The organism is Aquisphaera insulae, from assembly GCF_011064615.1.
Classification (GTDB): Bacteria; Planctomycetota; Planctomycetia; order Isosphaerales; family Isosphaeraceae; genus Aquisphaera; species Aquisphaera insulae.
This window is the reverse complement of record NZ_JAALJH010000008.1, coordinates 160894-183354: the sequence shown is the minus strand read 5'-3', so window position 1 is coordinate 183354 and position 22461 is coordinate 160894. Positions and strand designations below refer to the sequence as shown.

At 68.5% G+C, this 22461-nt stretch carries 17 protein-coding genes; 13 read left to right on the top strand and 4 right to left on the bottom strand.

Annotated features, from left to right (window positions below):
* The first annotated feature begins 49 nt into the window (after positions 1-49).
* The 7 genes from G6O54_RS07530 (at position 50) to G6O54_RS07500 (ending at position 6337) form a co-directional block, all read left to right on the top strand.
* On the top strand, positions 50-577 hold the full coding sequence (locus G6O54_RS07530) for a hypothetical protein (RefSeq protein ID WP_165222543.1): 528 nt from the start codon (positions 50-52) through the stop codon (positions 575-577).
* A 214-nt stretch (positions 578-791) separates the two neighbouring features.
* Entirely contained in the window at positions 792-1754 is a 963-nt protein-coding gene (locus G6O54_RS07525; protein WP_165222541.1) for a DedA family protein, read from the top strand.
* Positions 1755-2145: 391 nt separating this feature from the next.
* Positions 2146-2946, top strand: a complete 801-nt coding sequence (locus G6O54_RS07520; protein WP_165222539.1) for a hypothetical protein — start codon at positions 2146-2148, stop codon at positions 2944-2946.
* Between the two features lie 126 nt (positions 2947-3072).
* Positions 3073-4419 (top strand): nickel pincer cofactor-dependent isomerase, group 22, encoded by a 1347-nt coding sequence (locus tag G6O54_RS07515; RefSeq protein WP_250846756.1) that lies wholly within the window; start codon positions 3073-3075, stop codon positions 4417-4419.
* Positions 4416-5081, top strand: a complete 666-nt coding sequence (locus tag G6O54_RS07510; protein ID WP_165222537.1) for an HAD family hydrolase — start codon at positions 4416-4418, stop codon at positions 5079-5081. Before G6O54_RS07515 ends, G6O54_RS07510 begins: the two co-directional genes overlap by 4 nt.
* 58 nt (positions 5082-5139) lie before the next feature.
* Positions 5140-5874, top strand: a complete 735-nt coding sequence (locus tag G6O54_RS07505; protein ID WP_250846755.1) for a CAAX prenyl protease-related protein — start codon at positions 5140-5142, stop codon at positions 5872-5874.
* A 16-nt stretch (positions 5875-5890) separates the two neighbouring features.
* Entirely contained in the window at positions 5891-6337 is a 447-nt protein-coding gene (locus G6O54_RS07500; RefSeq protein ID WP_165222535.1) for a hypothetical protein, read from the top strand.
* 2 nt (positions 6338-6339) lie between these two features.
* Here the strand turns inward: G6O54_RS07500 and G6O54_RS07495 are convergent, their stop codons facing one another.
* Complete coding sequence (locus G6O54_RS07495) at positions 6340-7005, bottom strand: alpha/beta hydrolase family protein (RefSeq protein ID WP_165222533.1); 666 nt, start codon at positions 7003-7005, stop codon at positions 6340-6342.
* A 291-nt stretch (positions 7006-7296) separates the two neighbouring features.
* Between G6O54_RS07495 and G6O54_RS07490 the strand changes: the two genes are divergently transcribed.
* Together G6O54_RS07490 and G6O54_RS07485 are read left to right on the top strand one after the other, a co-directional pair.
* A complete protein-coding gene (locus G6O54_RS07490) occupies positions 7297-7953 on the top strand; it encodes a choice-of-anchor R domain-containing protein (RefSeq protein WP_165222531.1) in 657 nt (218 codons plus the stop codon).
* Between the two features lie 66 nt (positions 7954-8019).
* A complete protein-coding gene (locus G6O54_RS07485) occupies positions 8020-8967 on the top strand; it encodes an intradiol ring-cleavage dioxygenase (RefSeq protein ID WP_165222529.1) in 948 nt (315 codons plus the stop codon).
* A 70-nt stretch (positions 8968-9037) separates the two neighbouring features.
* On the opposite strand, the gene G6O54_RS07480 is transcribed toward G6O54_RS07485, so the two are convergent.
* Together G6O54_RS07480 and G6O54_RS07475 are read right to left on the bottom strand one after the other, a co-directional pair.
* Positions 9038-10231 carry a S41 family peptidase gene (locus G6O54_RS07480; RefSeq protein WP_165222527.1) on the bottom strand — a complete coding sequence of 398 codons (1194 nt, stop codon included), beginning with the start codon at positions 10229-10231 and terminating at the stop codon, positions 9038-9040.
* Between the two features lie 8 nt (positions 10232-10239).
* On the bottom strand, positions 10240-11571 hold the full coding sequence (locus tag G6O54_RS07475) for a glycoside hydrolase family 99 protein (RefSeq protein ID WP_165222525.1): 1332 nt from the start codon (positions 11569-11571) through the stop codon (positions 10240-10242).
* A 362-nt stretch (positions 11572-11933) separates the two neighbouring features.
* Here G6O54_RS07475 and G6O54_RS07470 point away from each other — a divergent pair, with 362 nt between their 5' ends.
* From G6O54_RS07470 to G6O54_RS07460, 3 genes are all read left to right on the top strand, one after another.
* The gene (locus G6O54_RS07470) at positions 11934-14879 is read left to right on the top strand and encodes a zinc-dependent metalloprotease (protein WP_165222522.1); all 2946 of its coding nucleotides are present in this window, start codon (positions 11934-11936) and stop codon (positions 14877-14879) included.
* A gap of 97 nt (positions 14880-14976) precedes the next feature.
* Complete coding sequence (locus G6O54_RS07465; protein ID WP_165222519.1) at positions 14977-15729, top strand: hypothetical protein; 753 nt, start codon at positions 14977-14979, stop codon at positions 15727-15729.
* Positions 15730-15749: 20 nt separating this feature from the next.
* Positions 15750-17153, top strand: coding sequence for a copper amine oxidase (locus G6O54_RS07460; protein ID WP_165222516.1), 1404 nt, complete (start codon positions 15750-15752; stop codon positions 17151-17153).
* A 20-nt stretch (positions 17154-17173) separates the two neighbouring features.
* On the opposite strand, the gene G6O54_RS07455 is transcribed toward G6O54_RS07460, so the two are convergent.
* Positions 17174-20326 (bottom strand): serine/threonine-protein kinase, encoded by a 3153-nt coding sequence (locus G6O54_RS07455; protein WP_165222513.1) that lies wholly within the window; start codon positions 20324-20326, stop codon positions 17174-17176.
* A gap of 494 nt (positions 20327-20820) precedes the next feature.
* Here G6O54_RS07455 and G6O54_RS07450 point away from each other — a divergent pair, with 494 nt between their 5' ends.
* Positions 20821-22440, top strand: a complete 1620-nt coding sequence (locus G6O54_RS07450) for an HD domain-containing phosphohydrolase (protein ID WP_165222510.1) — start codon at positions 20821-20823, stop codon at positions 22438-22440.
* Positions 22441-22461: the final 21 nt, after the last annotated feature.

The following is a 22461-nucleotide window of genomic DNA, read 5'->3' as shown; positions in this document are numbered from 1 at the left end:
GCACTCGCCGTGAATTTCACGGCCACAGCTAACATCAGGAGACGACAGCATGGCTACCACCAAGAACCCCGAGAAGTCGGTCGATGTTCCCCCTCGTGGGGATCGAAATGCCGATCCCATCACCAATGCACCCGGGTCTCATCCGGTTGAGACCGGCCTGGGAGCAGGGGTGGCCGGCGTGGCGACGGCCGCGGCCATCGGCTCGGTCGCGGGCCCCGTCGGAACGGCGATCGGAGCGGCCGTCGGAGCGGTCGCGGGCGGGCTCGCCGGCAAGGGCATCGGCGAGCTGATCGACCCCACCACCCAGGACAACTGGCTCCGCGACAACTTCTCGTCCCGTCCGTATGTCCGCAAGGGCGATCGATTCGAGACCTACACGCCAGCCTACAAGTATGGGGCTCAGGCCGAGTCTCGCTACGGCGAGGGCAAGTTCGACGAGTACGAGGACGACCTCGCCGCCGGCTGGCAGGCCCATCCCGACCGCGGCGAGATGGAGTGGCAGCACGCCCGCGACGCGGCGCGTGACGCCTACGAGCGTAGCGCCGCGATCCGCAGGCAGCGCGGGGCGAATATCTGAGGTCCTGAGTCGAGCTCGGCTCCAACTTCCCACGGCCGCCTCGTCGGGCCCCCCGACGAGGCGGCCTTTTGCGTTCGTGGGGAGCACTCGGGATGCCTCGACTCGCCCAGGGTCGGGATGCCGGGCCCGGGCGGCTGTGCTAAGATAGCCCCTCGCCATGGATTCCACGATCTGAGGCGATCGTGGTACGTCGGGGTTCGGGCAGGAGCCGAGGTTGACCGAGCAGTTCGTCGCACAGCTTGGGTATGCGGGGATTGTCCTGCTCCTGATCCTGGGGGGGCTCGGGCTGCCGATCCCGGAGGAGGCCCCGGTCATCCTGGCGGGGGTGCTGGCGCGGAATGGGCGGATGATCATCCCGCTGGCGCTCGGGGCCTGCCTCTTCGGGGTGCTGGCGGGGGACTTCATCGTCTACGGCCTGGGCTATTATTATGGCGAGAAGGTCCTCAACCTGAAGCTCACCCGGCGGCTGCTGACCAAGGCGCGAGAGGCCCAGATGAAGGGCTATTTCCACCGCCACGGGTTCAAGATCCTGATCCTGGGCCGATTCGTGGTCGGGTTCCGGACGGCGGCCTACCTGACGGCCGGGATCATCAAGCTCCCCCCGCTCAAGCTCTTGCTCACCGACCTGGTGGCCGCCTCGCTGAGCACGTTCCTGATGTTCGGGCTGGCCTTCGTCTTCGCCCAGCAGATCGAGGGGGGGATCCGCGAGGCCCAGCAATGGTTCGCGGTGGCCGTGGCGGTCTCGATCGGCGGCTGGCTGGCCTACCGCCACTACAAGGCCCGCCAGCGGTCGGGGCTCCCGGTGGGCCCGCCCGTCCTCTTCGGCGAGGAACCCCCCCTGCCCCCGGACGACCTCAAGACGAACCCGACCGACGACGACGGCGAGGTCGACGCCCTGCTCCCGTCGAGGTCCCCGGCGAGCTCTTCCGGGATCCGGCGCCGCGTGAGCCCCGCCCCTCCCGCCGTCGAGGTCCCGCCGACGGAGGTCCCCTCCGCTCCCTCCCCGACCGCGGCCCCTGCCGCGCCGCCCGAGGCGATCCCGGACGAATCCGAGGATCGCCCTGCTGCCCGATCGGGGCCCCATGCGGCCCGCAACGGCCACTCCCCCGCCAGTCCGCCGGACCTGGATTCCAGCGTCATCCCGGACGTGTCCGCCGGCGTCCAGCCCGGCTCGTGAGCCGCCGCCGGGGGCTCACCGGGGCACCGTCGGCCGCGTTGCCGGCGAGGATGAGCCTAATCTGAGAATCGTGTTGACCGATCGCCGGCTTCGTGATAGTTTCCCGCCGTCTTGGCCAACCCAGACGGGGAAGGACAAGTAAACTTTGATGGATCACCGAGTCCTTCCGCCGCAGGTCTGACTGATCGGGACGGTGGGACCGTGACCGAGGAGTGGGCCTTCCACCGGAACGGAAGCCCCGCTCCCGTCGAGCCTGCCCGCGCTCGAGATGAGGTCGCCTCGCGGGAACCGTCCGGAGACGTTCTCCGGCCGGCGAGTTAAGGATCGACTCGCACGGGGGATCTCGCCGCGACCGGCGAGTTTCCCGGATCAACCCTGGAAGATCGCTCGAATGAACAAATTCACGTCTGCTCTCGCCCTGGGTGCTGGTCTTGTGCTGAGCTTGACCGGCCCGTCTGCCCGCGCCGCCGCCGTCAAGGCGCCCGTCGTCCAGGAGCTCTCCACCCCCGAGATCTCCGCGTCCACGTTCAACAGCCTGTTCCAGCCCATCCCCGGGGTGGAGCCCATCAAGGCGTCGTTCCAGTTCATGAACACGACGACGACCGGCCTGATGGAGTCGCAGGTGTTCAAGGGGGTCGGCAGCATGGCCGGCCTCTACGCCTACGCCTACCAGATCGCCGTGAACAACGTGTCCGACGTGAGCGGCGAGGCGACCTCGGTCAACAGCGCGTCGCTGGCCTTCAACGCGACGCCGACGCTGGCCGCCCTGACCCCCGGCGCGACGCCGTCGGCGACGTACGTGAGCAAGGACGGCCAGATCGGCGGCCTCGACCTCTCGAAGGCGGCGCCCGGGAGCGTGATCCAGACGCCGACCTCGGTCGCCTGGATGCCGGGGACCAAGACCGGAGCCCTGACGTTCCAGTACCTGGACGCGTCGTCCAACTCGGGCCCGCTCCAGGCCGGCAGCAACAGCGCCACGGTGATCGTGCTCACGAATCAGCCGTACGTGAACCAGCCGGTCAGCCTGCAGAATGCGAATCCGCAGATCACCTACCCGTCGGCCTACTCGGCCCAGGGCGGCGACATCCACGAGGTGCCCGTCCCCGAGCCGGCCACGGCCCTGGCCTGGGTGAGCATGATCGGGGCGGTGGCCCTGGTCCGCCACGCCCGGAAGGCCCGCGTCGCCGCCTGACGCACGGCCACCGTCGACCGCGAGATCAATCGAAGCCCTCGTCGAAGGCCGACGAGGGCTTTGGTGCTTTCGAACCGAGGACGGTATGATCATCCCATGACGCCGGATCGCCACCGGAGGCGACCCGTGCCCCGACCTCAGGCCGAACCCGAAACCGCCCGACCCACGATGAATCTCCCCCCCATCGCCCGCGTCCGCCGTCGATTCGATCAGCCCGAGGTGGCCGACGTCGCCGCCGAGGTCACCCGGGCCATCCGGAGCAGCCAGCTCGCGACCCGAGTCATCCCCGGCGGCCGGGTGGCCATCACGGCGGGGAGCCGGGGAATCGCCGGGATCTCCGCGATCCTCCGCGCCGCCGTGGACGCCGTCCGCTCGCTGGGCTTCCGGCCGTTCCTGGTCGCCGCGATGGGGTCGCATGGCGGCGGGACCACGGCGGGCCAGCTCGCCATGCTCGCGGAGTTCGGCGTGACCGAGGAGGCCATGGGCTGCCCGATTCGGGGCGAGATGGAGACCGTGGTCGTCGGCACCAACTCGTTCGGGCTCCCCATCCACTTCGACCAGAACGCCTTCGACGCCGACGGCATCATCCTGATCAACCGGATCAAGCCGCACACCTCGTTCACCGGGCGGTACGAGAGCGGCCTCCTCAAGATGTTGACGATTGGCCTTGGTAAGCAACAGGGCGCGTACCAGGTCCACAAGCTCGGCCTGCCCGGGTTGAAGACCATGCTCCCGGAGGTCGGCAAGTACCTCCTCAAGCGGACGCCGGTGGCGCTCGGCATTGCGATCCTGGAGAACGCCAGCGAGCACACGGCCAGGATCGTGGGCGTGGAGCCGGAGGAGATCCTCGACGTCGAGCCGAGGCTGCTGGACGAGTCGCGCGAGCTGATGGGGCGGCTGCCGTTCGAGCAGCTCGACGTCCTGGTGGTCGGGGAGCTCGGCAAGAACTACAGCGGGACGGGCCTGGATCCGAACGTGATCGGCCGCCAGCGGGTGGAGACCATGCCCGACCTGCCCCGGCCGGTGATCACCCGGCTGGCGGTGCTGGACCTGTCCGCCGAGACCCGGGGCAATGCGCTCGGCATCGGCCTGGCGGACCTGACCACGGATCGGCTGGTCGGGGCGATCGACCCGGTCCCGATGCGGGTCAACAGCATGACGACGAACTTTCTGACGAGGGCGCGGGTCCCGCTCTCGTTGCCGACCGACCGCGAGGTCCTGGCCGCCTCGCTGGACACCTGCTGGCGGACCAGCCCGGATGAGGGCCGGCTGGCGATCGTCCCCAATACCCTGGAGCTGACGACGCTCTGGGTGACGCGGGCCCTGGAGCCCGATGTTCGGGCCCACCAGGAGCTCGAGCTCGAGACGGATTTCCTAGAAATTCCCTTCGACGAATCGGGTAACCTGCGACAGGAAGACCTCTTCCCGGAGAGCGTTCGCGGCCGTCGGGCCGCGGAGGATTCGACCGCATGACCGAGCCAGAGCCGATCCAGGCCGTCGTCTTCGACCTCGACGGCCTGATGTTCGATACCGAGGCCCTCTTCTTCCGGGCGGCCTCCGAGATGCTTTCCTCGCGGGGGAAATCGTTCACGCCGGAAATCATGACGGCGATGATCGGTCGTCGGTCGGCCGAGGTCGGCCACCTGCTCAAGACCATGAGCGGCCTCGAGGAGTCCGAGGACGAGCTGCTGGCGGATGTCCGACGGCGGTTCAATGACGAGGTGGACACGGCTGTCCATCCGACTCCGGGCCTGATCGCGCTCCTGGACCGGCTCCGACGCGCCGGGCTGCCGCTGGCCGTCGCGACGTCGTCCGGGCGGCCCTACGCCAACCGGCTCCTGGAGGGGCATCACCTGGCCGACCGCTTCCGCTTCATCCTGGCGGCCGAGGATGTGACGCAGGGGAAGCCGGATCCGGAGATCTATGCGAAGGCGGTGCGGCGGTTCGGCGTCCCCGCGGCCTCCGTGATGGTCCTGGAGGACAGCCCCGCCGGCGTGGCGGCGGCCCGGGCGGCCGGCACGTTCGTGGTCGGCATCCCCCACGAACATAGCCCGGCGGAGGGCCTCATCGCGGCCGACCTGGTGGTGCGGCGCCTCGACGACCCGGCGCTCTGGGGCCTGCTCCGCGAGACCTGAGATCGCGCCCCTCGCTCCGCCGGCGGCCCTGGATTCCCTCTCTCCCCGAGACCCTCCGATGGACCCCAGCACGATCGCCACGGACGACCCGACCACGCCGGAGTCCCCGCCCCGGCAAGCTCCCCCCCCGGGGGAGGCAGGCGTCGGCGAGATGATCCCGTACGTGGCCCCGATGTTCGCCTTCCTGGCCCTCACCAGCCTGGAGGGGTACGTCCCCCAGTCCTGGTATCCGCTGGCCTATGCCGCCAAGGTGGCCGTCGTGGCGGGCGTCGCGATCGCCTATCGATCGACCTGGAGGGATTTCCTGCCAATCCCCCGGATCGGGACGCTCGCCCTCGGCGTCGTGGTCGGGCTGATCGTGTACGTCCTCTGGGTCCGGCTCGACGGCCTCTATCCGGCACTCTCGTTCCTGGGAAAGCGGACGGGCTTCGATCCGACCGAGATGCCCGCGGGCTGGCGTGCCGCCTTCATCGCGGTGCGGTTCCTCGGGCTGGTCCTGCTGGTGCCGGTCATCGAGGAGCTCTTCTGGCGCTCCTTCCTGATCCGCTGGATCATCGATCCGAACTTCCACGCGGTGCCCATCGGCCGGGTCACGCTGCTCTCCGCCGGCGCGACATCCGCCCTGTTCGCGCTGGCGCACCCGGAATGGCTTCCCGCTCTCCTGACTGGGATACTCTGGGCGGGGCTGCTCTGGAGGACGAAGTCCCTCCTCGCGTGCTTCATCAGCCATCTCGTCGCGAATCTCGCGCTCGGGATTCACGTCCTCAGGACCGGCGAGTGGCAGTACTGGTGAGCGGGGAGTCGGGACCATGAGCCGAGCCGCCGGATCGGAAACCCCCTTCGAGGATCGAGGCGCATCGGCCCTGCGGGCCCTCCGCGGTCACCTGGACCTGGACGAGGTGGAGGCGGCCCTGGGCGTCTACCGCCAGTCGCGGGAGCGGATCCGAGGCTGGCAGCCGCCGCCGCGGGAGTGGCTCGACCTGATCAAGGGGCTGCTGGGCGTGGAGGCCTGGGACTCGGCCATCGCCGTCATGGAGGATTACGACGCCGGGACGGAAGCCCCCTCGCCGCGGGTCCGGCTCAAGCTCGGTCAGCTCCTGCTCAACGTGCAGGGACGTCCCGCCCATGCCCTTCGCGTCCTCGACCGGATCGCCGCCGACGAACTCCCGGGGCCGCTCGAGGCGCTTCGTCGCCAGTTGCGATCCCGGGCCGAAGTCCTCCGCGAGGAAGGGCCGCCGGAACTGGACGCATCCTGAGGTCACGAGATCGGCCGAGGACGAGCGAAGAAAGGCCGCGGCCGACGCGGCAGCCGCAGTGACGCATCGGGGGCGACCACGACCGGCAGGTGATTGAGGAAGTCCATGTACGCGGCCGGCTGAGCCCGGATCGTGACGCCGTGGTTGCCGCCGTAGGTGTAGGTCGCACCCGAGCTGAAGTCCCTCCGGAAGCTGGCCTCGCTGACGCTGGCGACGACGTTGCGATCGCGCGCGCCGAAGGCATTCACGATGTAGGCCGTGGTCGGATTGGGCCCGCTCATGGCGTCGATGAAGGCACGGTTGCCGCCGATGTTCTGGGCGACCTTGCGCGCGAAGATGTCGCCGGCGTGGTGATTCATGTAGTCGGACAGATCGGGGGGGCCGTAGAAGTTCAGGACGGCGGCGACGTTCAGTCCCGGATAGCCGGCGAGCCGCAGGGCGAGGGTCCCGCCGGCGCTGAAGCCGACCAGGCCGATCGGCTCGCCGCGGCTGGCCCGGACCAGTTGCCGCGCGAGGCCGAGGAACGAGCCGACGCCCTTCATGCTGGGATAGGAGAGCTGGACGGCGACATATCCGCGGCGGGCGAGATCCGCGGCGGTGACCTCGGTCTGGCGGCCGGGGCTCGAGTCGGCGAATCCATTGCCGCTGAGGAGGAAGACGGTCGTCATCAGGGAACGAGGCTCAAGGCTCTCCAGACCGGGGCGCAATCGAGGACGGGGATGACCGTGCATGCGCAGTGCTCTCGGGTGAGACCCAGTTGATTGGATGTTCGGCCCGGCCGACGGACATTCCAAGGATACACCACCGAATCGCCGCGCGCGCTGTTCGGCCGGGATTGCGTGACTCTTGTGAGTCCTGTCGACGACACCACCCGTCGTGCACCGACAAGCCGCTCGAGGGTATTACCGCCAGGATAGGCGATTCGAGCGGTACGTTCGCCACACTTCAGGAGTTACCTCATGCCCGCGACTTCGCGCCGGCACTGGCACGCCTGCCGGCTCGCCGCTCTTGCCGCATTGCTCTTCGCGCCGGCCCTCGCCCGGGCCGACACGATCCTCTCGGATAACCTCTCGAACGCATCGGCCGGCACCGAGTCGATCACCGGGGATACGTGGCTTGCGGCCTCATTCGGCACCGACAGTTCCGCCTATTCGCTCGCCAGTGTGACGCTCCGCCTGGAGAGGACGTCGATCAAGGGCTCGGTCGAGGTCCAGGTCTTCGACGATGGGGGGCTCCAGCCCGGGAACCTCGTCGGCACGCTCACCGGGCCGGCGGACGTTCCTTCGAGTCCGTCCGATGTCACCTTCTCGGCGAGCGGAATCACGCTGTCGGCCAGCTCGACCTACTGGATCGTCGTGGTGGCCACGACCGGCTCGTTCGAATGGTCGTGGTCGGGGACCGATTCTGGCAGCGGAGTCGGCTACCAGGGCCTCTGGGGGAGCACGGACGACGCCGGCCTGACGTGGTTCCCCTACACGAGCTATCCGCTTCAGATGAGCGTCGCCGCTACCGCCATCCCGGAGCCGGGATCCATCGTCCCGTTCGCGTGTGGCGTCGCCGTCACGGGGGCTGTCGCGGCGGCGCGCAAGCGCCGGTCGGCGGCCCTGCACGACTGATCGTCGCAAGTCCGATCGGGTTGATTGACACAAGATTAGCCGGAACACTTCATGAGGCCTCGAACGATGACCGACGAATCGAACATGCCGGCGAGCCGGACCAGCCGCCGCGAGCTCATGCGAAAGGGAGCGGCCGCGGGGGCCGCGATCACGGTCCTCACCCGGGGGACCGTGCGGGCCTCGAACATGGTGGCGGACGAGTCTCCCGGGCTGACCGAAGGCCCCTACTGGGTCGACGAGATGCTCAATCGGTCGAACATCCGCATCGACCCCTCGACGGGGATCGTCCAGCCCGGCCTGCCGCTGACGCTGGCGATCAACGTCTCGCAGGTCAACGCCGACGGCAGCGTGTCGCCGCTTCCCGGCGCCTACGTCGACATCTGGCATTGCAGCGCGTCGGGTGTCTATTCCGACGTGGCGGCGCAAAACACCGTCGGCGAGAAGTTCCTCCGCGGATATCAGGTTACCAACGCCCACGGGAACGTCAGGTTCCTGAGCATCTACCCGGGCTGGTACAGCGGACGGACCGTGCATATTCACGTCCGCGTTCGCGTCTACGACGCGACGACCGACACGGTGACGTACAACTTCACCACCCAGCTCTTCTTCGACGACGCGATCACGGATGACGTCTTCGCCAATGTCGCCCCCTACAACGCCAGAGGGATGCGGGACACGACGAATGCGAACGACGACATTTTCCTTGGCTCCTCGGCCAACGGCATCCCCGCGGCCAACGCCGGGGCCGAGATGCTCCTGACCCTCTTCGAGAACCGCGTGCGGGCCACGGGGACGATCAACATCGTCCTTGACCTGTCCGACGCGGCCAACGAGGACCCGACCAATGGCGCCGAGGCCGGCAGTGACGGCGCGGGCGGCGGCCCCGGGGGAGGAGGCGGAGGCGGGGCCCCGCCGGATGGCGGAGGGACTCCGCCCCCAGGTGGCGGAACTCCTCCGGGTGGGGGGGGAACACCACCGCCGGGCGGCGGCGGTCCGCCGGGATCGTCCCGCTGACTGGCGGGTGATGAGGGACGCGGGGGAGGCGATGCGATGCGACCGTCTGGCCATCGCCGGCCCCCGCGGCTCATTCCTTGGCCGCGACGTCGAGCGCCCGTTCGAGCTGGGGATCGCGGCCGTCGGCGAACGGGAGGGCGTCCGTCACGGGCTCGTCCGGGCGGACTCCGACACCCTCGAGCGTCTCTCCATCAACCCGGACGTCGGCGACGGCCAGGTAGAGGATGGATCGATCGTCGAACCGGATCGGCGTCCCCGCGAGGACGGCCCCGCCGGAGGACGTCCCCACGAGCTTGCCGAGCTTGTGCTTCTTCACCGCGTAGGCGACGATCTCCTTGCCGCTCTTGGAGCCCTCGTTGATCAGCAGGACGAGCGGCTTCCTCCATTGGGTGTCGAATTTCAGGCCCTTGCCGTCCCTCCCCTTCTGTTCGAGCACGGGGGGCGTCCGATTGAACAGGTTCAGGAAGGTCGGTGCCGCCCCGCCCCAGCCGTCGCGGAGGTCCAGGATCAGCGCGTCCGCCCCGGCGAATGGGCCGGCGATGGCGTCCCGAATCCGCTCCTCGTGGGCCTCTCCGGCCGCGGAGAAGAGGCGCATGATGGCGATCTTCTTGCTGCCATGATCGACGACCCTGGCTCCCTTCTCCTGATCATCGAGCCATTCCTGCCGGGGGTCGATCCTCCTGGGCACGACAACGATCTCCAGCGGCTTCGCATCCTTGTGACGCTGGACGGAGAGCGTCACCCGCTTCCCCTCGCGGCCGCGGAACGAGGCGATCGGCTGGAACGGCCTGTCGTCGGCCCGGAGGATCCGGTCGCCGCGTCTCAGTCCGGACGAGGCCGCCGGCGATCCGGCGAAGATCACGCGCACGAAGCCATCCGGCGTGACGTCGACTCCGATGGACTCGACCGCGACCTGGTCCGGCCGCAGATTGAGCGCGCCGGGGAAGATCGCCCGCAGTCCGTGATATCGCGGCTCGTCGGCCGTGTAGAAGGCCGTATGAGATCTCCCCAGCTTCTGGACGGCCTGGCGCGCCGCCTCGTCGAAGCCGGCGCGGTCGTGGACGCCCTTGCAGAAATGTTGATTCTCCCCGCTCCATGCCTCCGCTCGGGCGCGGTCGTAGAACCTGGCCCGGACGACCGCGACGAGCTGGCTTTCGCGAGCTTGCCATTCGTCGCCGGGTGCCGACGACGCCGATGTGACCACGACGAGGACCGCGAGCAGGGCGAGGATCGCGTATCGAGGGCGTTGCAGTGACAGGTGCATTGGTCTCATCATCGTTTGGGTTCTTCGAGATTCGCGGGGATCGTCCACGAGATGGGGTCATCCCCGCGGATCATCCGCGAGGCCGCACCGGTGAGGCGAAGATACCAGTCGGCCGGCATCCCCTCATACGTCAGGAAATAAGGGCCGATCGGCGGCTTGTTCGTGACCTTGTAGATGGCGGTACCCTCGTCGACCTCGTCGAACATGCCGACGAAGACCGTCCGGACTCCGAGCTCGCGGAAGATCGCGAACTGCCGCCAGTAGAATTCGCCGCCCCGCCGCTCGATCCTCGTCGCGCCGGGGGACCTGTGCATGAGGTTGTCCCACGAGAACCCCGGGAAGGCCGTCGACATGTAGCCCTTGCCGAGGCCCTTCAGCTCGGCGAGGTCGGGCTCCCAGACCTCCTTTCGGAGGTGGTCCATGGACGCGTCGTCGCGGTAGCGGCCGGCGTCCCACGGGCTGATGGCGTCGAAGGACCGATACACGGCCGCCCAGGCCGGCTCGGGCCGCGAAGCCCCCTTGAGCGTCCGCCAGTGGGGGTCGATCCCGCCGATCAGGTAAGTCCCGCCATATTTCGGGTCGTCCTTGAAGAAGCGGACGAGCTCCTCCCCCTGCTCCGGCGTCCAGGGCCGATCCTTGAAGCCGAGTCCCCAGAGCAGCACGACGGGCTTCCCCTGGTGGTGAAGGTAGCGGCTGTCCTCCCGGATCTTCACGCGGTCGCAGAGGAATTTCCAGTCGTCCTTCACGGCCTGGGTCCGCATTCGGCCTCCCACCGAGAGGTCGAGCATCATGGCCCAGACCCGGCCGTCGCGGTGGCAGCCCTCGCGGAGGTTGGCCAGGACCTGGTTGACGTGCCGCGACCTCCCCGGATCGGCCGCCTCGCCGACGAACCGGCTGACGAAGACCCCGTCGATCCCGTATTCGCGCATCCATCTTGTGTGGAGCAGCACCGGGCCCTTCCGGAAGGCGCTGTAGAGCCTCGCCGGGGAGCCGTCGGCCAGCTTTAGGCCGGGGACCTCGGTGAGGTCCGCCGGGTCGTACTCCGAGAGCTCCGGCCATAGATCGACGGTGAACTGGCCCTTCCCCGGGCGCTCGAGGCCCCGGCCCCAGTGGACGAACTGATTCCCCCAGCCGTCGCCGGGGGTGTTGAACCAGCCCTGATAGCCGCAGAGCACCTTGCCGTCGAGCGTGGTCGCGTCGATGTCGTCGCGGCTCGGCCCGGAGTAGGGGACGAGCCACGGTGCGTCATCGGCCAAGCCGGCCGACGGGCCGGCCAGGATGGTGACGCCCAGCAAGCAGTTCCGCACCAGGGTCCTCGCGACGCAATCACGGGCAGCCATCGGTCCTCCTCTCGGCCGGTCCGAACCCCCTCAACGGGGCCGACCGGATCTGTCCTTCATCAGAGGGCCGAAGGGCGACCGTTGCAAGGGAGTAGCCGTCCGGAGGGGAGTTCGACGTCGGGATGGCGGGACGGGTCGGGCCGGAAGAATCGGAATTGCCGACGGATCTTCCGCCGGCTAGCCAGCCGTCAAATCCGTCGCTTGCAAACCGGGACCCCTTTGGTCACGATGGAAATCGGACACCTCGGTCGTCGGACGGGGTAGGCCCACCCAGGGCCCCTCCGCCGTGACTGTTTTTCGCGGGAAAGGCAATCTCTGCCCTGCCCCGCTCTCGCCGGACGATCACCTCTCGGGAGGACTTCATGATTTTCAGCAGGCGATGGGGATGGTCCAGGGCGATCGCCACGGCCCTTCTCGTCGGGATTCCGCAGGCCGTGGTCCACGCTCAGGATCCGCAGCCGTCCATCAACGCGGAAGGTTCGCCGCCCCGACAGGTCACGCTCAATCGCGGACCGCGCAACAACTTCCGCGACTTCAACGAGGTCACCCAGGGCGCGGAGAAGATCGAGGGCCTGTTCAACATGTACCTCACGGGCGACCATCTCTACATGGAGATCCGCCCCGACCAGTTCAACCAGCCGCTCCTGACGCCGACGACGATCGCGCGGGGCATGGCCCAGGCCGGGATCCCGGTGGGCGATGACGAGCGCGTGCTGGTGCTCCGCCGCGTCGGCGATCGCGTGCAGGTGGTCCGCCGCAATATCTTCTTCAAGGCCCCGCCGGGGACCCCGCTCGACAAGGCCGTGAAGCAGAACTACACCGATTCGGTGCTGATGGCGCTGCCGATCATCACCCAGAATCCGATGCGAGGGAACGCGGCGGTCATCGACCTCTCGGACGTCTTCATGGGCGACTTCGCGAACGTCGGCATGGGGTCGCCGGACCGGAACCGGAGCCACTGGACCAAGGCCAAGGGCTTCCCCGGCAACATGGAGCTGGAGCTCGAAGCCACCTACTTCGGCTCGCGGTCGTGGATGGGCGGAGGGGAGATCGCCGACCCGCACGGCACGACGCTGGTCCTGCACTTCTCCATCATGAAGGCCCCCGAAGGGGGCTACCGGCCCCGGATCGCGGACGATCGCGTCGGGCACTTCCTCAACGCCACGAAGGACTTCGGCATCACGAGTCCGGATTCGAACTTCATCCGCTACATCAACCGCTGGCATCTCGACAAGTCGGACCCGCGGGCGAAGCTCTCGCCGCCCAAGAAGCAGATCATCTGGTATGTGGAGGACACCGTACCCCTCGAGTATCGCCCCTACGTCGAGGAGGGGATCAGCGAGTGGAACAAGGCCTTCGAGAAGATCGGCTTCAAGAACGCCATCGCCGTCCGCTGGCAGGAGTCGGACCGGGACGTCTTCGACCCCGAGGATACGAACTACTGCACGTTCCGCTGGATCACCAGCGACTCCAGCTACGCGATGTCCTGCCTCCGCTCCAATCCGATCACCGGAGAGATGATCGACGGCGACGTGGTGTTCGATGCCAGCTTCGTCCGCTACTGGAAGGAGAGCTATGCCCTGCTGATCGGCAGCACCGCGATGGCGAGCGGAGACGCCCGCATCGCCCCGCTGGCGTTCGGCGAGGTGATCAGCCCGATCCTCGCCTCGAAGATGGGCTACGGCCAGCCGGGCGGCGGACGCCTCCCCGGGCTTGCCGCGCTCGACCGGCCCGCGGGGCAGATGGTCCCCGACCTGGTGCCCGCGGACCAGAACTTCCTCCAGTGGCAGCTCGCGAGCCGGAACGCGTTCTCGCGCCGGGGGATGTGCCAGCTCCAGACGGGGTTCCAGAATGACCTGGGATTCGCCGCCGTCGCGCTCGCCGACGCCCCCAAGCCCGCCCCGCCTCCGATCGAGAAGGATAAGGATAAGGACAAGGACAAGGACAAGGATAAGGCCGCCAAGAAGCCCGATCCGAAGCCGGAGCTGACCGAGGAGTTCATCGGCCAGGCCATCAAGTACATCACGATGCACGAGGTCGGCCATTCGCTCGGGCTGAGGCACAACTTCAAGGCCAGCACGATGCTGGGCGGCGACCAGCTCCACGACACGGCCATCACCCACGCCCGCGGGCTGGTGGGAAGCGTCATGGACTACTGCCCCGTCAACATCGCTCCCAAGGGGAAGAAGCAGGGCGACTACTACCCGACCACCCTGGGGCCGTACGACTACTGGGCCATCGAGTACGCCTACAAGCCGGTCGACGGCGACGAGGCGACCGAGCTCAAGAAGATCGCCTCGAGGGCCCCGGAACACGACCTCGTCTACGCCACGGACGAGGACTCGGCGCTCAACGAGGATCCGTACGTGAACCGGTGGGACATGGGGAGCGACCCGTGTGCCTACGGCCGAGACCGGATCGCCCTCGCCTCCGAGCTGCTCAAGGACCTGGACGGACGGGTCGTGAAGGACGGCGAGTCCTGGGCCCGGACGCGCAAGGCTTTTTCGATGCTGTTGAGCCAGTGGGGCGACGGGGCGACCCTGGCCTCGCAGTTCATCGGCGGCCAGTCGGTCTCGCGGGATCACAAGGCGGACAAGGACGCCCGCGACCCGATCGTGCCGGTTTCCGGCCCGAAGCAGCGGGAATGCCTGAAGTTCCTCAGCGAGAACGTCCTCAGCGACAAGGCGTTCCAGTTCTCCCCCGCCCTCCTGCGCCGGCTGGGCGTCGAGCGGTGGATGCACTGGGGTAATGACGATTCGTACGGCCCGGCGATCGACATCTCGGTCTTCGAGCGGATCCTCGGGATCCAGAAGATCGTCCTGTCGCACTGCCTGAGCGGGAGCGTCCTCTCCCGCCTCCAGAACCAGCAGCTCCAGGCCGACGCGGGGGCCGATCCGCTCCGGATGGACGAGGTCTTCCGGTCGCTCACCGACGGCATCTGGTCGGACGTCGACAAGCTCCCCGACACCAAGGACCCCAAGAGTCCGAAGGTCTCGCTCTCGACGATCCGCCGGAACCTCCAGCGGGAGCACCTGCGACGCCTGAGCAACATGGTCCTCGGCGATCGGCCCGGATCCTCGTCCGACACGTTCTCCTTCATCGTCTTCCTCAGCGGCGGGGGCAGGAATGTCCCGGCGGATGCGCGGGCCCTGGCCCGGCTCCACCTGAAGGAGATCGGCCTGAAGATCGGCAACGTCCTCGATTCCAGGCCGGCCTCGCTCGATGACACCACCCGGGCCCACCTCGAGGAATGCCGGCACCGGATCGCCAAGGTCCTGGAGGCCAATCTCGACATCAAGGAGCCGTGATCGTCGCCGTCTCTACGTTCACTCGTCGACCCGCCGCGGATCCAATCGAACCTCGATTGGATCCGCGGCGGTCGCCTTTCGACGCCCGGAGATTCCGATGAACGCTCCGCCTGAAACGGGCCCGATGCGTGCCGTCTCGACCGCGGTGCTCGCCCTGGTTGCGTCGTTCCCCTCGATCGCCCCGGCGCAGGACTCGCCGGCGCCCAGGGCCAGCCTGAGCCCCAAGCAAGCACAGACTGCCGTCCGGGTGGCGCGCGAGGCGTCCGAGGAACGGCGGAAGCGGCCGGACGAACCTCGCCGCGAGAACGACGATCCGAGGGAGTATGTCGTCGCCCTCGATCTGGTGGATCTGAAGGACTCGCCGAAGCTCGCCAGGTCGAAAGACGAGTCCGTCGCCGCACCTCGTGAGGGAGAGCCGCCCGCCGCCACGCCGAAAGGAGCCGGCTCTCCCGGTCCCCTGGCTCTCGTGACCACCTACCGGTATCGCGACGACGTCACGGTGTTCACGACGGTGGATGTCTCGACCGGCAAGGCCGTCCGGGTCGAGGAGGCTGCCCACCTGCGAACGGCCCTGTCCGACGAGGAGTACGAGGAGGCCAGAACGCTGGCGAAGGCGCGGAGCGAGCCGGTGAAGGCCCTCGTCGAGAAGTTCGGCGACAAGCTCTCGGTCTACCCCCAGTTCAGCCAGTTCACCGTGGGGGACGATCCGCGAATTCACCGCGTCATCGACCTGACCTACCGAGTTGGTCCCAAGGACCTCAGCTATCCTCGCCCGCGAATCGACCTGACCACTCGCGAGGTTTCGACCCCCGCGCCGGAGGTGTTTCCGGCGCCCAGGAAGCCTCGTTAGCCCCGCAGAGGACTCGCCGCATGGAACGGCTCTCCCGGATCACGGGGGCCCTGCGCCCCGTCCTCGGACTCAAATCAACCGCGGCCGTCCTCGCCATCGCGGTCGCCATCCAGATGTCGACGGACGCGGGGGCCCAGTACGTCTCGTTCCGCCAGCCCCGAATCGACCCGCCCTCGCAGGAGACGACCGCGGAGTTCCTCGTCGGCGAATCGGGAGGCCTCGAGCCGCGGAAGGGGACGGCCTGGAAGGTTCACTATGCGCGGGGGCTGCACAAGGGCCTGTACATCACCGGTGCCTGGTATCGTCGAAATCTCCAGGAAGACTGGATCAAGATCCTGGGCGAGGTCCGGGTGGCCGAGCTCTTCGTCCCGTACCACCGGGCCAACTACATCCGCTACTTCGACCTCACGGGCTTCTCCTTCCCCATGGCCCAGGTCCGCGAGGAGGACGCGGGACCGAACGGGACCCTGCTCCCCGCATTCGCCGGCGATCCTTATCCCACGGTCGTCCGCGAGCTGAGGGACCGAGGCGTCGTCTGGAAGGATTACGCGCACGGAGTCCGCCGGGGCCGTGAGCTCGTCATCTGGGGGGCGCTCGAGGCCGGGAACTACATGTACATCATGTCCTATGGCTTCCACGACGACGGCACGATCAGCCTCCGGCTCGGGTCGACGGGCCAGAACCTTCCGGGGCACCGGGGAGAGGCCCACATGCACAACACCCACTGGCGGATCGACATGGACCTGGTCGACGGCCGCAAGAACTCGGCGATGGTCATGCGGCACACGGAGGATCCGGCCGGGATGCATGCGGAGGACCTCGAGGAGCCCTTCAACCGTGGCTTCGAGGGTGGCATCGACTGGGATCCCCGCGAGTTCACGATGATCCGGATCGCCAGCGACCGGAGGAACGCCCGTGGCAACCAAATCGCCTATGACGTGCTCCCGCTCCGGATGGGCTCATCCCGGCACAACGAAGAGTTCACGAGGCATGATTTCTGGGTGACGCGGGCCCATCCCGAACGGCCCCTCGAGGGCATCTTCTCGAACTTGCCCGCCATGGTGAAGGACGAGGAGACGGTCGAGCTCGCCGACATCGTCCTCTGGGCCACCTCCTCGGCCCACCACGAGCCGCGCGATGAGGACGGCAAGCCGGGGAGCGGTCCCAGGTTCTGGCCGGGAGACGACGCGTGGGAAGGGTCTGCGATCGTGATGTGGAGCGGCTTCGACCTGCGTCCCCGGAACCTCTTCGACCGGACGCCCTTCTACCCCTACACGTCGGCTTCCGCCTCCTCGCCGACGGCGGCGGCAGGGGCAGCGGGAGCGGAAGGCTCAACCATGACGGCGGGAGCGGCTGCCGCGGAACGGAGACATCGTGAGCCCGGCGACGCGGAGCCTGCCCCCGGAGGCGGCCCGCGCCCTTGATCCACGCAACCGACTCGCCGTCACGACCGCGGCGCCTCCCGGCGGGTGGTCGTGCGATCCGGGAGGCCGACGACCCGACGGAAATCGGGCCTGTCGATGAGCGCGGAGAGGTCCGGATCCTCGGCGGCCCTGCTCCTGGGGAAACCGGCGGCGACGGCATCATTCAGGATCTCCACCGCCTGGTCGTGGCTGGCCGAATCGCGAGCTTTCTCGCCGTAGACCGCCAGCGCGCAGGCCGCGTTGTAGAGCCGCCTGGGCGTCGCCGCGCGGACCAGGCGATCCACGTCGTCGAGTGCGGACCGCATGCCGAGCCTGGCCCGTTCCAGAGCCCGCAGCTCGATCGCATCGATGAGGTGCGGATCCGCCTCGATCGCCGCGTTCAGATGCGTGATCGCCCGGCGGTGATCGCGGCCCCGGACCAGGCGGGCCGTGCCGTAGTGGGCCAGCGGGTTCCTGGGATCGCGAGCCAGCACTTCCGAGAAATCCTCCATGGCCCCGTCGGCGTCCTCGATCAGCCGGCTCATCCCGCGGGCCGTCCTCGCCACGGCGTCTCCGGGATCCTTCTCGAGCATCTCGGAGAACCAGGCCTGCGCCTCGGCTTGCTTGCCCAGGCGGGAGAGGGCCTCTCCGGTCGCGGCCAGGACGACCGGCCTGCGGCAGCCGGACTGCACCGCGGCGCGTAGATCCGCGAGCGCGGCCTCGGGACGATCCAGCTCCAGCTCGACGAAGGCGCGATTGGCCCGCGCCTCGACGAGCGATGCGTCGAGACGGACGGCCTGATCATAGGCGCCCAGGGCCTCGAGCATCCGGCCCGCCTTGGCCAGGGCGAGGCCGCGGTTGAAGTGGGCGATGGCGTGATCGGGCCCGAGGGCGACGCATGCGCTGAAGGAGCCGGACGCTTCGAGATAACGGCCCTGTTCGAAGTAGCAGTGCCCGAGGGCGAACCAGGCCCAGAGCGACGTCACGTCCTGGTTGAGGGCCTGCCGCAAGGAGGTCTCCGCCGCGTGGAGATCTCCTTCCGCCAGGAGCGAGGTCGCGAGCATGGTCCAGTCCTCCGGGCTGTCCGGATCCTGTACGGCCGCGGCCTTCAGCTCCTTCGCCCCCTCGTCGCCTTGGCCGAGGGCCATGCGATACCGGGCGAGGTCGCGGTGGAGGATCGAGGCGAAATTGGGCCCGAGCCGACGGGCCTGCTCGAGCAGCGCGACGCCTCGCCGGAGGGCCCTGCGACGTCCGTCGCCGGTCGTCTCGCGGCTCGCCAGCGCGACGCCGGCCCGCGCCTCGAGGATCAGGAGCTCCGCCGACCGGAGCCGGACCCGGGCCGCCTCGGTCGGCGTCAGTCGATCGATCCAGCTTGCCAGATGGACCTGAGGATCGGCGGCGGAGGTCGCCCTCGTCGAGGCCGTCCCGGTAGGGGGCGGCTCCGCTCCAGGATCGGGGAGGCCCACCTCGGCCAGGATCTCCCTCGTCTGATCCAGGCCGCGCCTCGTGAGGGCCTCCTCGGCACCGAGGCTGAGCAGGAACTGGCAGTTGATGGCGGCCCGTTCGTACGCCCGCAGCTTCATGCGTGCCGAGAGCCCGAGCATCGAATCGTAGGCGCCCCACCCCAGGAAACCGAGGAGGACCATGACGGCCAGGCTGGCCGCCGCGATCGAGGTGGAGCTCGAGAGGACCGGATGGCGCCGGGCCCATTTCGCCATCCGTTCCTTGAGGCTGGGCTCGGGGCAGTATCTCATGGGGCGGTTTTCGAGGAATCGGCGCAGGTCCTCGGCCAGGTCGTGGGCCGACTGGTAACGCCGATCGGGGTCGGGGTCCAGGCACTGGCCGACCAGGGCGTCCAGCGAGCTCGGCACGCCGGGACAGGCCCGCCTCAGCGAGGGGACCGGACGCGCGCTGCGGTTCTCGATCATGGTCCGGACGACGTCCATGGGGTCCTGGCCCGGCTCCGGCAAGACCTCCTCGAAGGGATGCTCGCCGGCGATCATCTCGTAGAGGATGAGGCCCAGCGAGTAGATGTCCGACCGCTCGTCGATGCTCTCAGGCGGGGTCGATCCGGCGGGATCCAGGGCGTCGAGATGCTCCGGGCTCATGTAAGGGAGGGTCCCGCCGATCGCCGCGCGGCTCGCGCGGTCGGCGTCCGTCGTGCCGGGCTCTCGCTCGGCCGCCAGGTTGAAATCGAGCAGCATCGGGGTGCCGTCGGCGGCGATGAGGATGTTGGCCGGCTTCAGGTCGCGGTGGAGCAGGCCCCGAGAATGGGCATGGTCCAGCCCCTCGGCCAGGCGCGCGACGATCCAGACGGCCGCATGCACCGCGTCCGCGTCCCGCAGGAAGCTCCGCGAGGGGACGAAGGCCTCGCCATCCTCGCCGGCCGCCCCCCGCGGTTCGCGGATCTGGACCAGCCGGCTCATGAGCGAACGAAGCCCGTTGAGGGACTCGGAGAGGTTGCTTCCGGCCACGCCCGGATCCCGGGACAACGCCTTCCTGGGGGGACGGCCGGAGGGGCCGTCATGGCGGATCCTCGGAGACCTTCGCGACCGGCTGCGGGGCGAGACGGATGGCTCCGCCCTCAGTCCCTCGGGGATCCGGCGGCCGAGGGCGTCGAGCGCCTCGACGAGGCTCCGTCCACTCGCCTGCGGCCTGGCCAGTCCCCAGGAGAAATGGAGGACCTGGGCGAGATTCGCTCCCCCGAAATAGGGCATGCAGAGGATGCGAAGCCCCGTCGCCTGATCGTCATGGACCGAATGCAGGGGCATGATGTTTGCGTGGTGGAGTCGAGCGAGCATCCGGGGCTCATCTCCCTCCGCCCGCGAGATCTTCACGGCCACGAGACGACCCGCCAGGTTGATCTGCTCCGCGAGGAAGACCCTGGCGAATGCGCCGTGGCCGATCTCGAGCACGAGACGGAAGCCGCCGATCTCATCCCCGATCGACGGCAAACGGTCGGACTGCCGCCGCGGATCGTCCCAGCGACCCGAGCGCTCGGATTGGGCCCGAGCGGGAGGCGCCAGGGCATCCCAGGGCGACGCACCCGCGCCGAATGGCTGAGCCGAATCCGAGGTGGGGAACGGCAGCGCGAAGCCCCCCCCTCTCAGGACCGTGGAGGCCGCGGACTCGTTGCCAAGGCTGATGTCACCCGCGGGCAAATTCCAGGCCTGCCACGGGGAGGAGCCTTCCATGGGCGTCGAGGCGCATGGGAGCCCCGGGACTCTGGTGCTCGGGTCGAACCTCTCCCCTGGCCAGTCGAAAGCGGGCTCGCTATCGGGTGGATCTCCGTGAGATCCCCCTCCGGCGCGTCGCGGCTTGGACATGATTCATCCCCGGGCTGATCTCTGGGAGTCGAGACTCGATCGGCGGCAGGCTCCGTCCACGTCGAACGGCGGCCAACGGCTCGAGAGGGAACGCCCTACAAGGGGAAAGTAGGTCTGGCCGGGGTCTTTGTCCAAGCATGCAGGAGACACGGCACCAAGTTGCGAAACGACAACACGAGAAACCATGTCCTAGGATTGACTCGGAGATTCGCCGGACGACATGCGCTCGCGGAGTGATCGCGGCCCGATCGCTGACGCATCACGAACCGGGGAAAGGGAACTCTCCGAAAACGGCCGATCGGAGAAGCCGGGTCATTCGCGTGTCGCGCCGCCTGCTTCGCGACTCCTCACGAGGTTCGAAGATGTCGCTCGAAGGGTATCCGCAGATGGTGGCCCGACCGGACGTAGGCTCGCGTCGCCACGAGGAAGGCTGCCGGCCACAATGGCCTTCCGCGCTCGCCGAGCTGGCCGCGCGCGAGTTCTCGGCGCCGATCGGGGTCTTCGACCGTCGCCGCCGGTGCTGGGCTCTCGCCATCGCCGCCAGGGAATATGACCTGCCGGAGGTCCACGCCGACCTGGTCGAAGCGGTCGACTCGCTGGCGATCCGCCAGGGCCGGGTGACGACCTGGTTCCCCGATGACGACCCCGGCCGGGTGTGGCTCCTCCTCCCCGCTCAGGGATCGGATGGGTCGGAGATCGTGCTCTTCGCGGGCTTCCACAACCCCGTCGCGGACGCCTCGATCGCGGATCCCTCCGACCCCAATCACACGTCCTTGCGCCGGGACGCGCTTGCGTGGGGACCGAGCTGCCCGGAGCCGGCATTGCGTGCCTGGGGCCAGCAGTTCCTGGGTCGACTGCGGACGAATGTCCCGATCTCGCCGGGGAAGGCCGGTAACGACCTCTGCAGCGATGACGAGCAATCCGAACGGGCCGTGATCGGGCGGCTGGTCCGCCGGATGCGAATCTCCGATCCCCCCGACCGCTACCAGATGCTGGCGACGAACGTCCTGAGGTCATCATTGAAGGTGGCCGCGGTCGCGTGGGTCCCCAGGGAGAAAGGGGCGGCCGTCGTGGTTAGCGGCGGGATCGAAGGTATGCCGGAGGCGGCCTTCCTGCGGATCGCCGTCCAGTCCGGGGCCGAGGCCGTCATCCTGTTCAACGACGCGCCGGGGGGAGGCCAGGCCACATCGCTGGGGCGTTATGCCTGCCTCCCGGCGGGCACCGCCGGCTGGCTCATCGCCGCCAATCCCACCGAGGACCGCATGTTCGACGTCAGCGACGTGGATCGAATGCAATTCGTGGCGTCCCTGATCACGACGCAGTCGAGCAACGCCAGGGTCCACGCCGAGCTGAAGGAGCTGGTGTTCGGGATCATCCACGCGCTGACGGCGGCGATCGACGCGAAGGATCCCTACACCTCCGGGCACTCCGAACGGGTCGCGCGGATCGCCATGCGGCTGGCCCAGGAGATCGGCGTCCCCGCGAACAAGCGGAGCGACCTATACCTGGCGGGGCTCCTCCACGACATCGGCAAGATTGGCGTGGATGACGACGTCCTCAAGAAGGACGGACCGTTGACCGACGAGGAGTATCGGAAGATCCAGGCCCACGTCGAAATCGGGGTGACGATCCTCCGCGACCTGAAGACGCTCCATCACATCCTGCCCGGCGTCCGCCATCATCACGAGAGTCTCGACGGCACGGGTTACCCGGATCGCCTCAGCGGGGAGGACATCCCGCTGGAGGCGCGGATCCTGGCCGTCGCGGACTCCTTTGACGCCATGTCCAGCAACCGGCCCTATCGCAAGCGGCTCACGCCCAGGCAGATTGACGAGATCCTCATGAAGGGCCGCGGCACGCAGTGGGACGCCAGGGTCGTGGACGCCCTCTTCGCCTGCCGGCTGGACCTGGAGGCCATCCGCCAGAAGGGCCTGGGTGAAAGCCTGGTCGGGGCCGTCGATCGGACGCTCGGGCGGAACTGAGGGGGCGACCGAGGGGACATG

Bases quoted from the DNA above. Each gene is read 5' to 3' on its own strand.
- G6O54_RS07530 (WP_165222543.1), top strand. From the start codon at position 50: ATGGCTACCACCAAGAACCCCGAGAAGTCGGTCGATGTTCCCCCTCGT.
- G6O54_RS07520 (WP_165222539.1), top strand. From the start codon at position 2,146: ATGAACAAATTCACGTCTGCTCTCGCCCTGGGTGCTGGTCTTGTGCTG.
- G6O54_RS07510 (WP_165222537.1), top strand. From the start codon at position 4,416: ATGACCGAGCCAGAGCCGATCCAGGCCGTCGTCTTCGACCTCGACGGC.
- G6O54_RS07505 (WP_250846755.1), top strand. From the start codon at position 5,140: ATGGACCCCAGCACGATCGCCACGGACGACCCGACCACGCCGGAGTCC.
- G6O54_RS07500 (WP_165222535.1), top strand. From the start codon at position 5,891: ATGAGCCGAGCCGCCGGATCGGAAACCCCCTTCGAGGATCGAGGCGCA.
- G6O54_RS07495 (WP_165222533.1), bottom strand. From the start codon at position 7,005: ATGACGACCGTCTTCCTCCTCAGCGGCAATGGATTCGCCGACTCGAGC.
- G6O54_RS07490 (WP_165222531.1), top strand. From the start codon at position 7,297: ATGCCCGCGACTTCGCGCCGGCACTGGCACGCCTGCCGGCTCGCCGCT.
- G6O54_RS07485 (WP_165222529.1), top strand. From the start codon at position 8,020: ATGACCGACGAATCGAACATGCCGGCGAGCCGGACCAGCCGCCGCGAG.
- G6O54_RS07480 (WP_165222527.1), bottom strand. From the start codon at position 10,231: ATGCACCTGTCACTGCAACGCCCTCGATACGCGATCCTCGCCCTGCTC.
- G6O54_RS07475 (WP_165222525.1), bottom strand. From the start codon at position 11,571: ATGGCTGCCCGTGATTGCGTCGCGAGGACCCTGGTGCGGAACTGCTTG.
- G6O54_RS07470 (WP_165222522.1), top strand. From the start codon at position 11,934: ATGATTTTCAGCAGGCGATGGGGATGGTCCAGGGCGATCGCCACGGCC.
- G6O54_RS07465 (WP_165222519.1), top strand. From the start codon at position 14,977: ATGAACGCTCCGCCTGAAACGGGCCCGATGCGTGCCGTCTCGACCGCG.
- G6O54_RS07460 (WP_165222516.1), top strand. From the start codon at position 15,750: ATGGAACGGCTCTCCCGGATCACGGGGGCCCTGCGCCCCGTCCTCGGA.
- G6O54_RS07455 (WP_165222513.1), bottom strand. From the start codon at position 20,326: ATGGAAGGCTCCTCCCCGTGGCAGGCCTGGAATTTGCCCGCGGGTGAC.
- G6O54_RS07450 (WP_165222510.1), top strand. From the start codon at position 20,821: ATGTCGCTCGAAGGGTATCCGCAGATGGTGGCCCGACCGGACGTAGGC.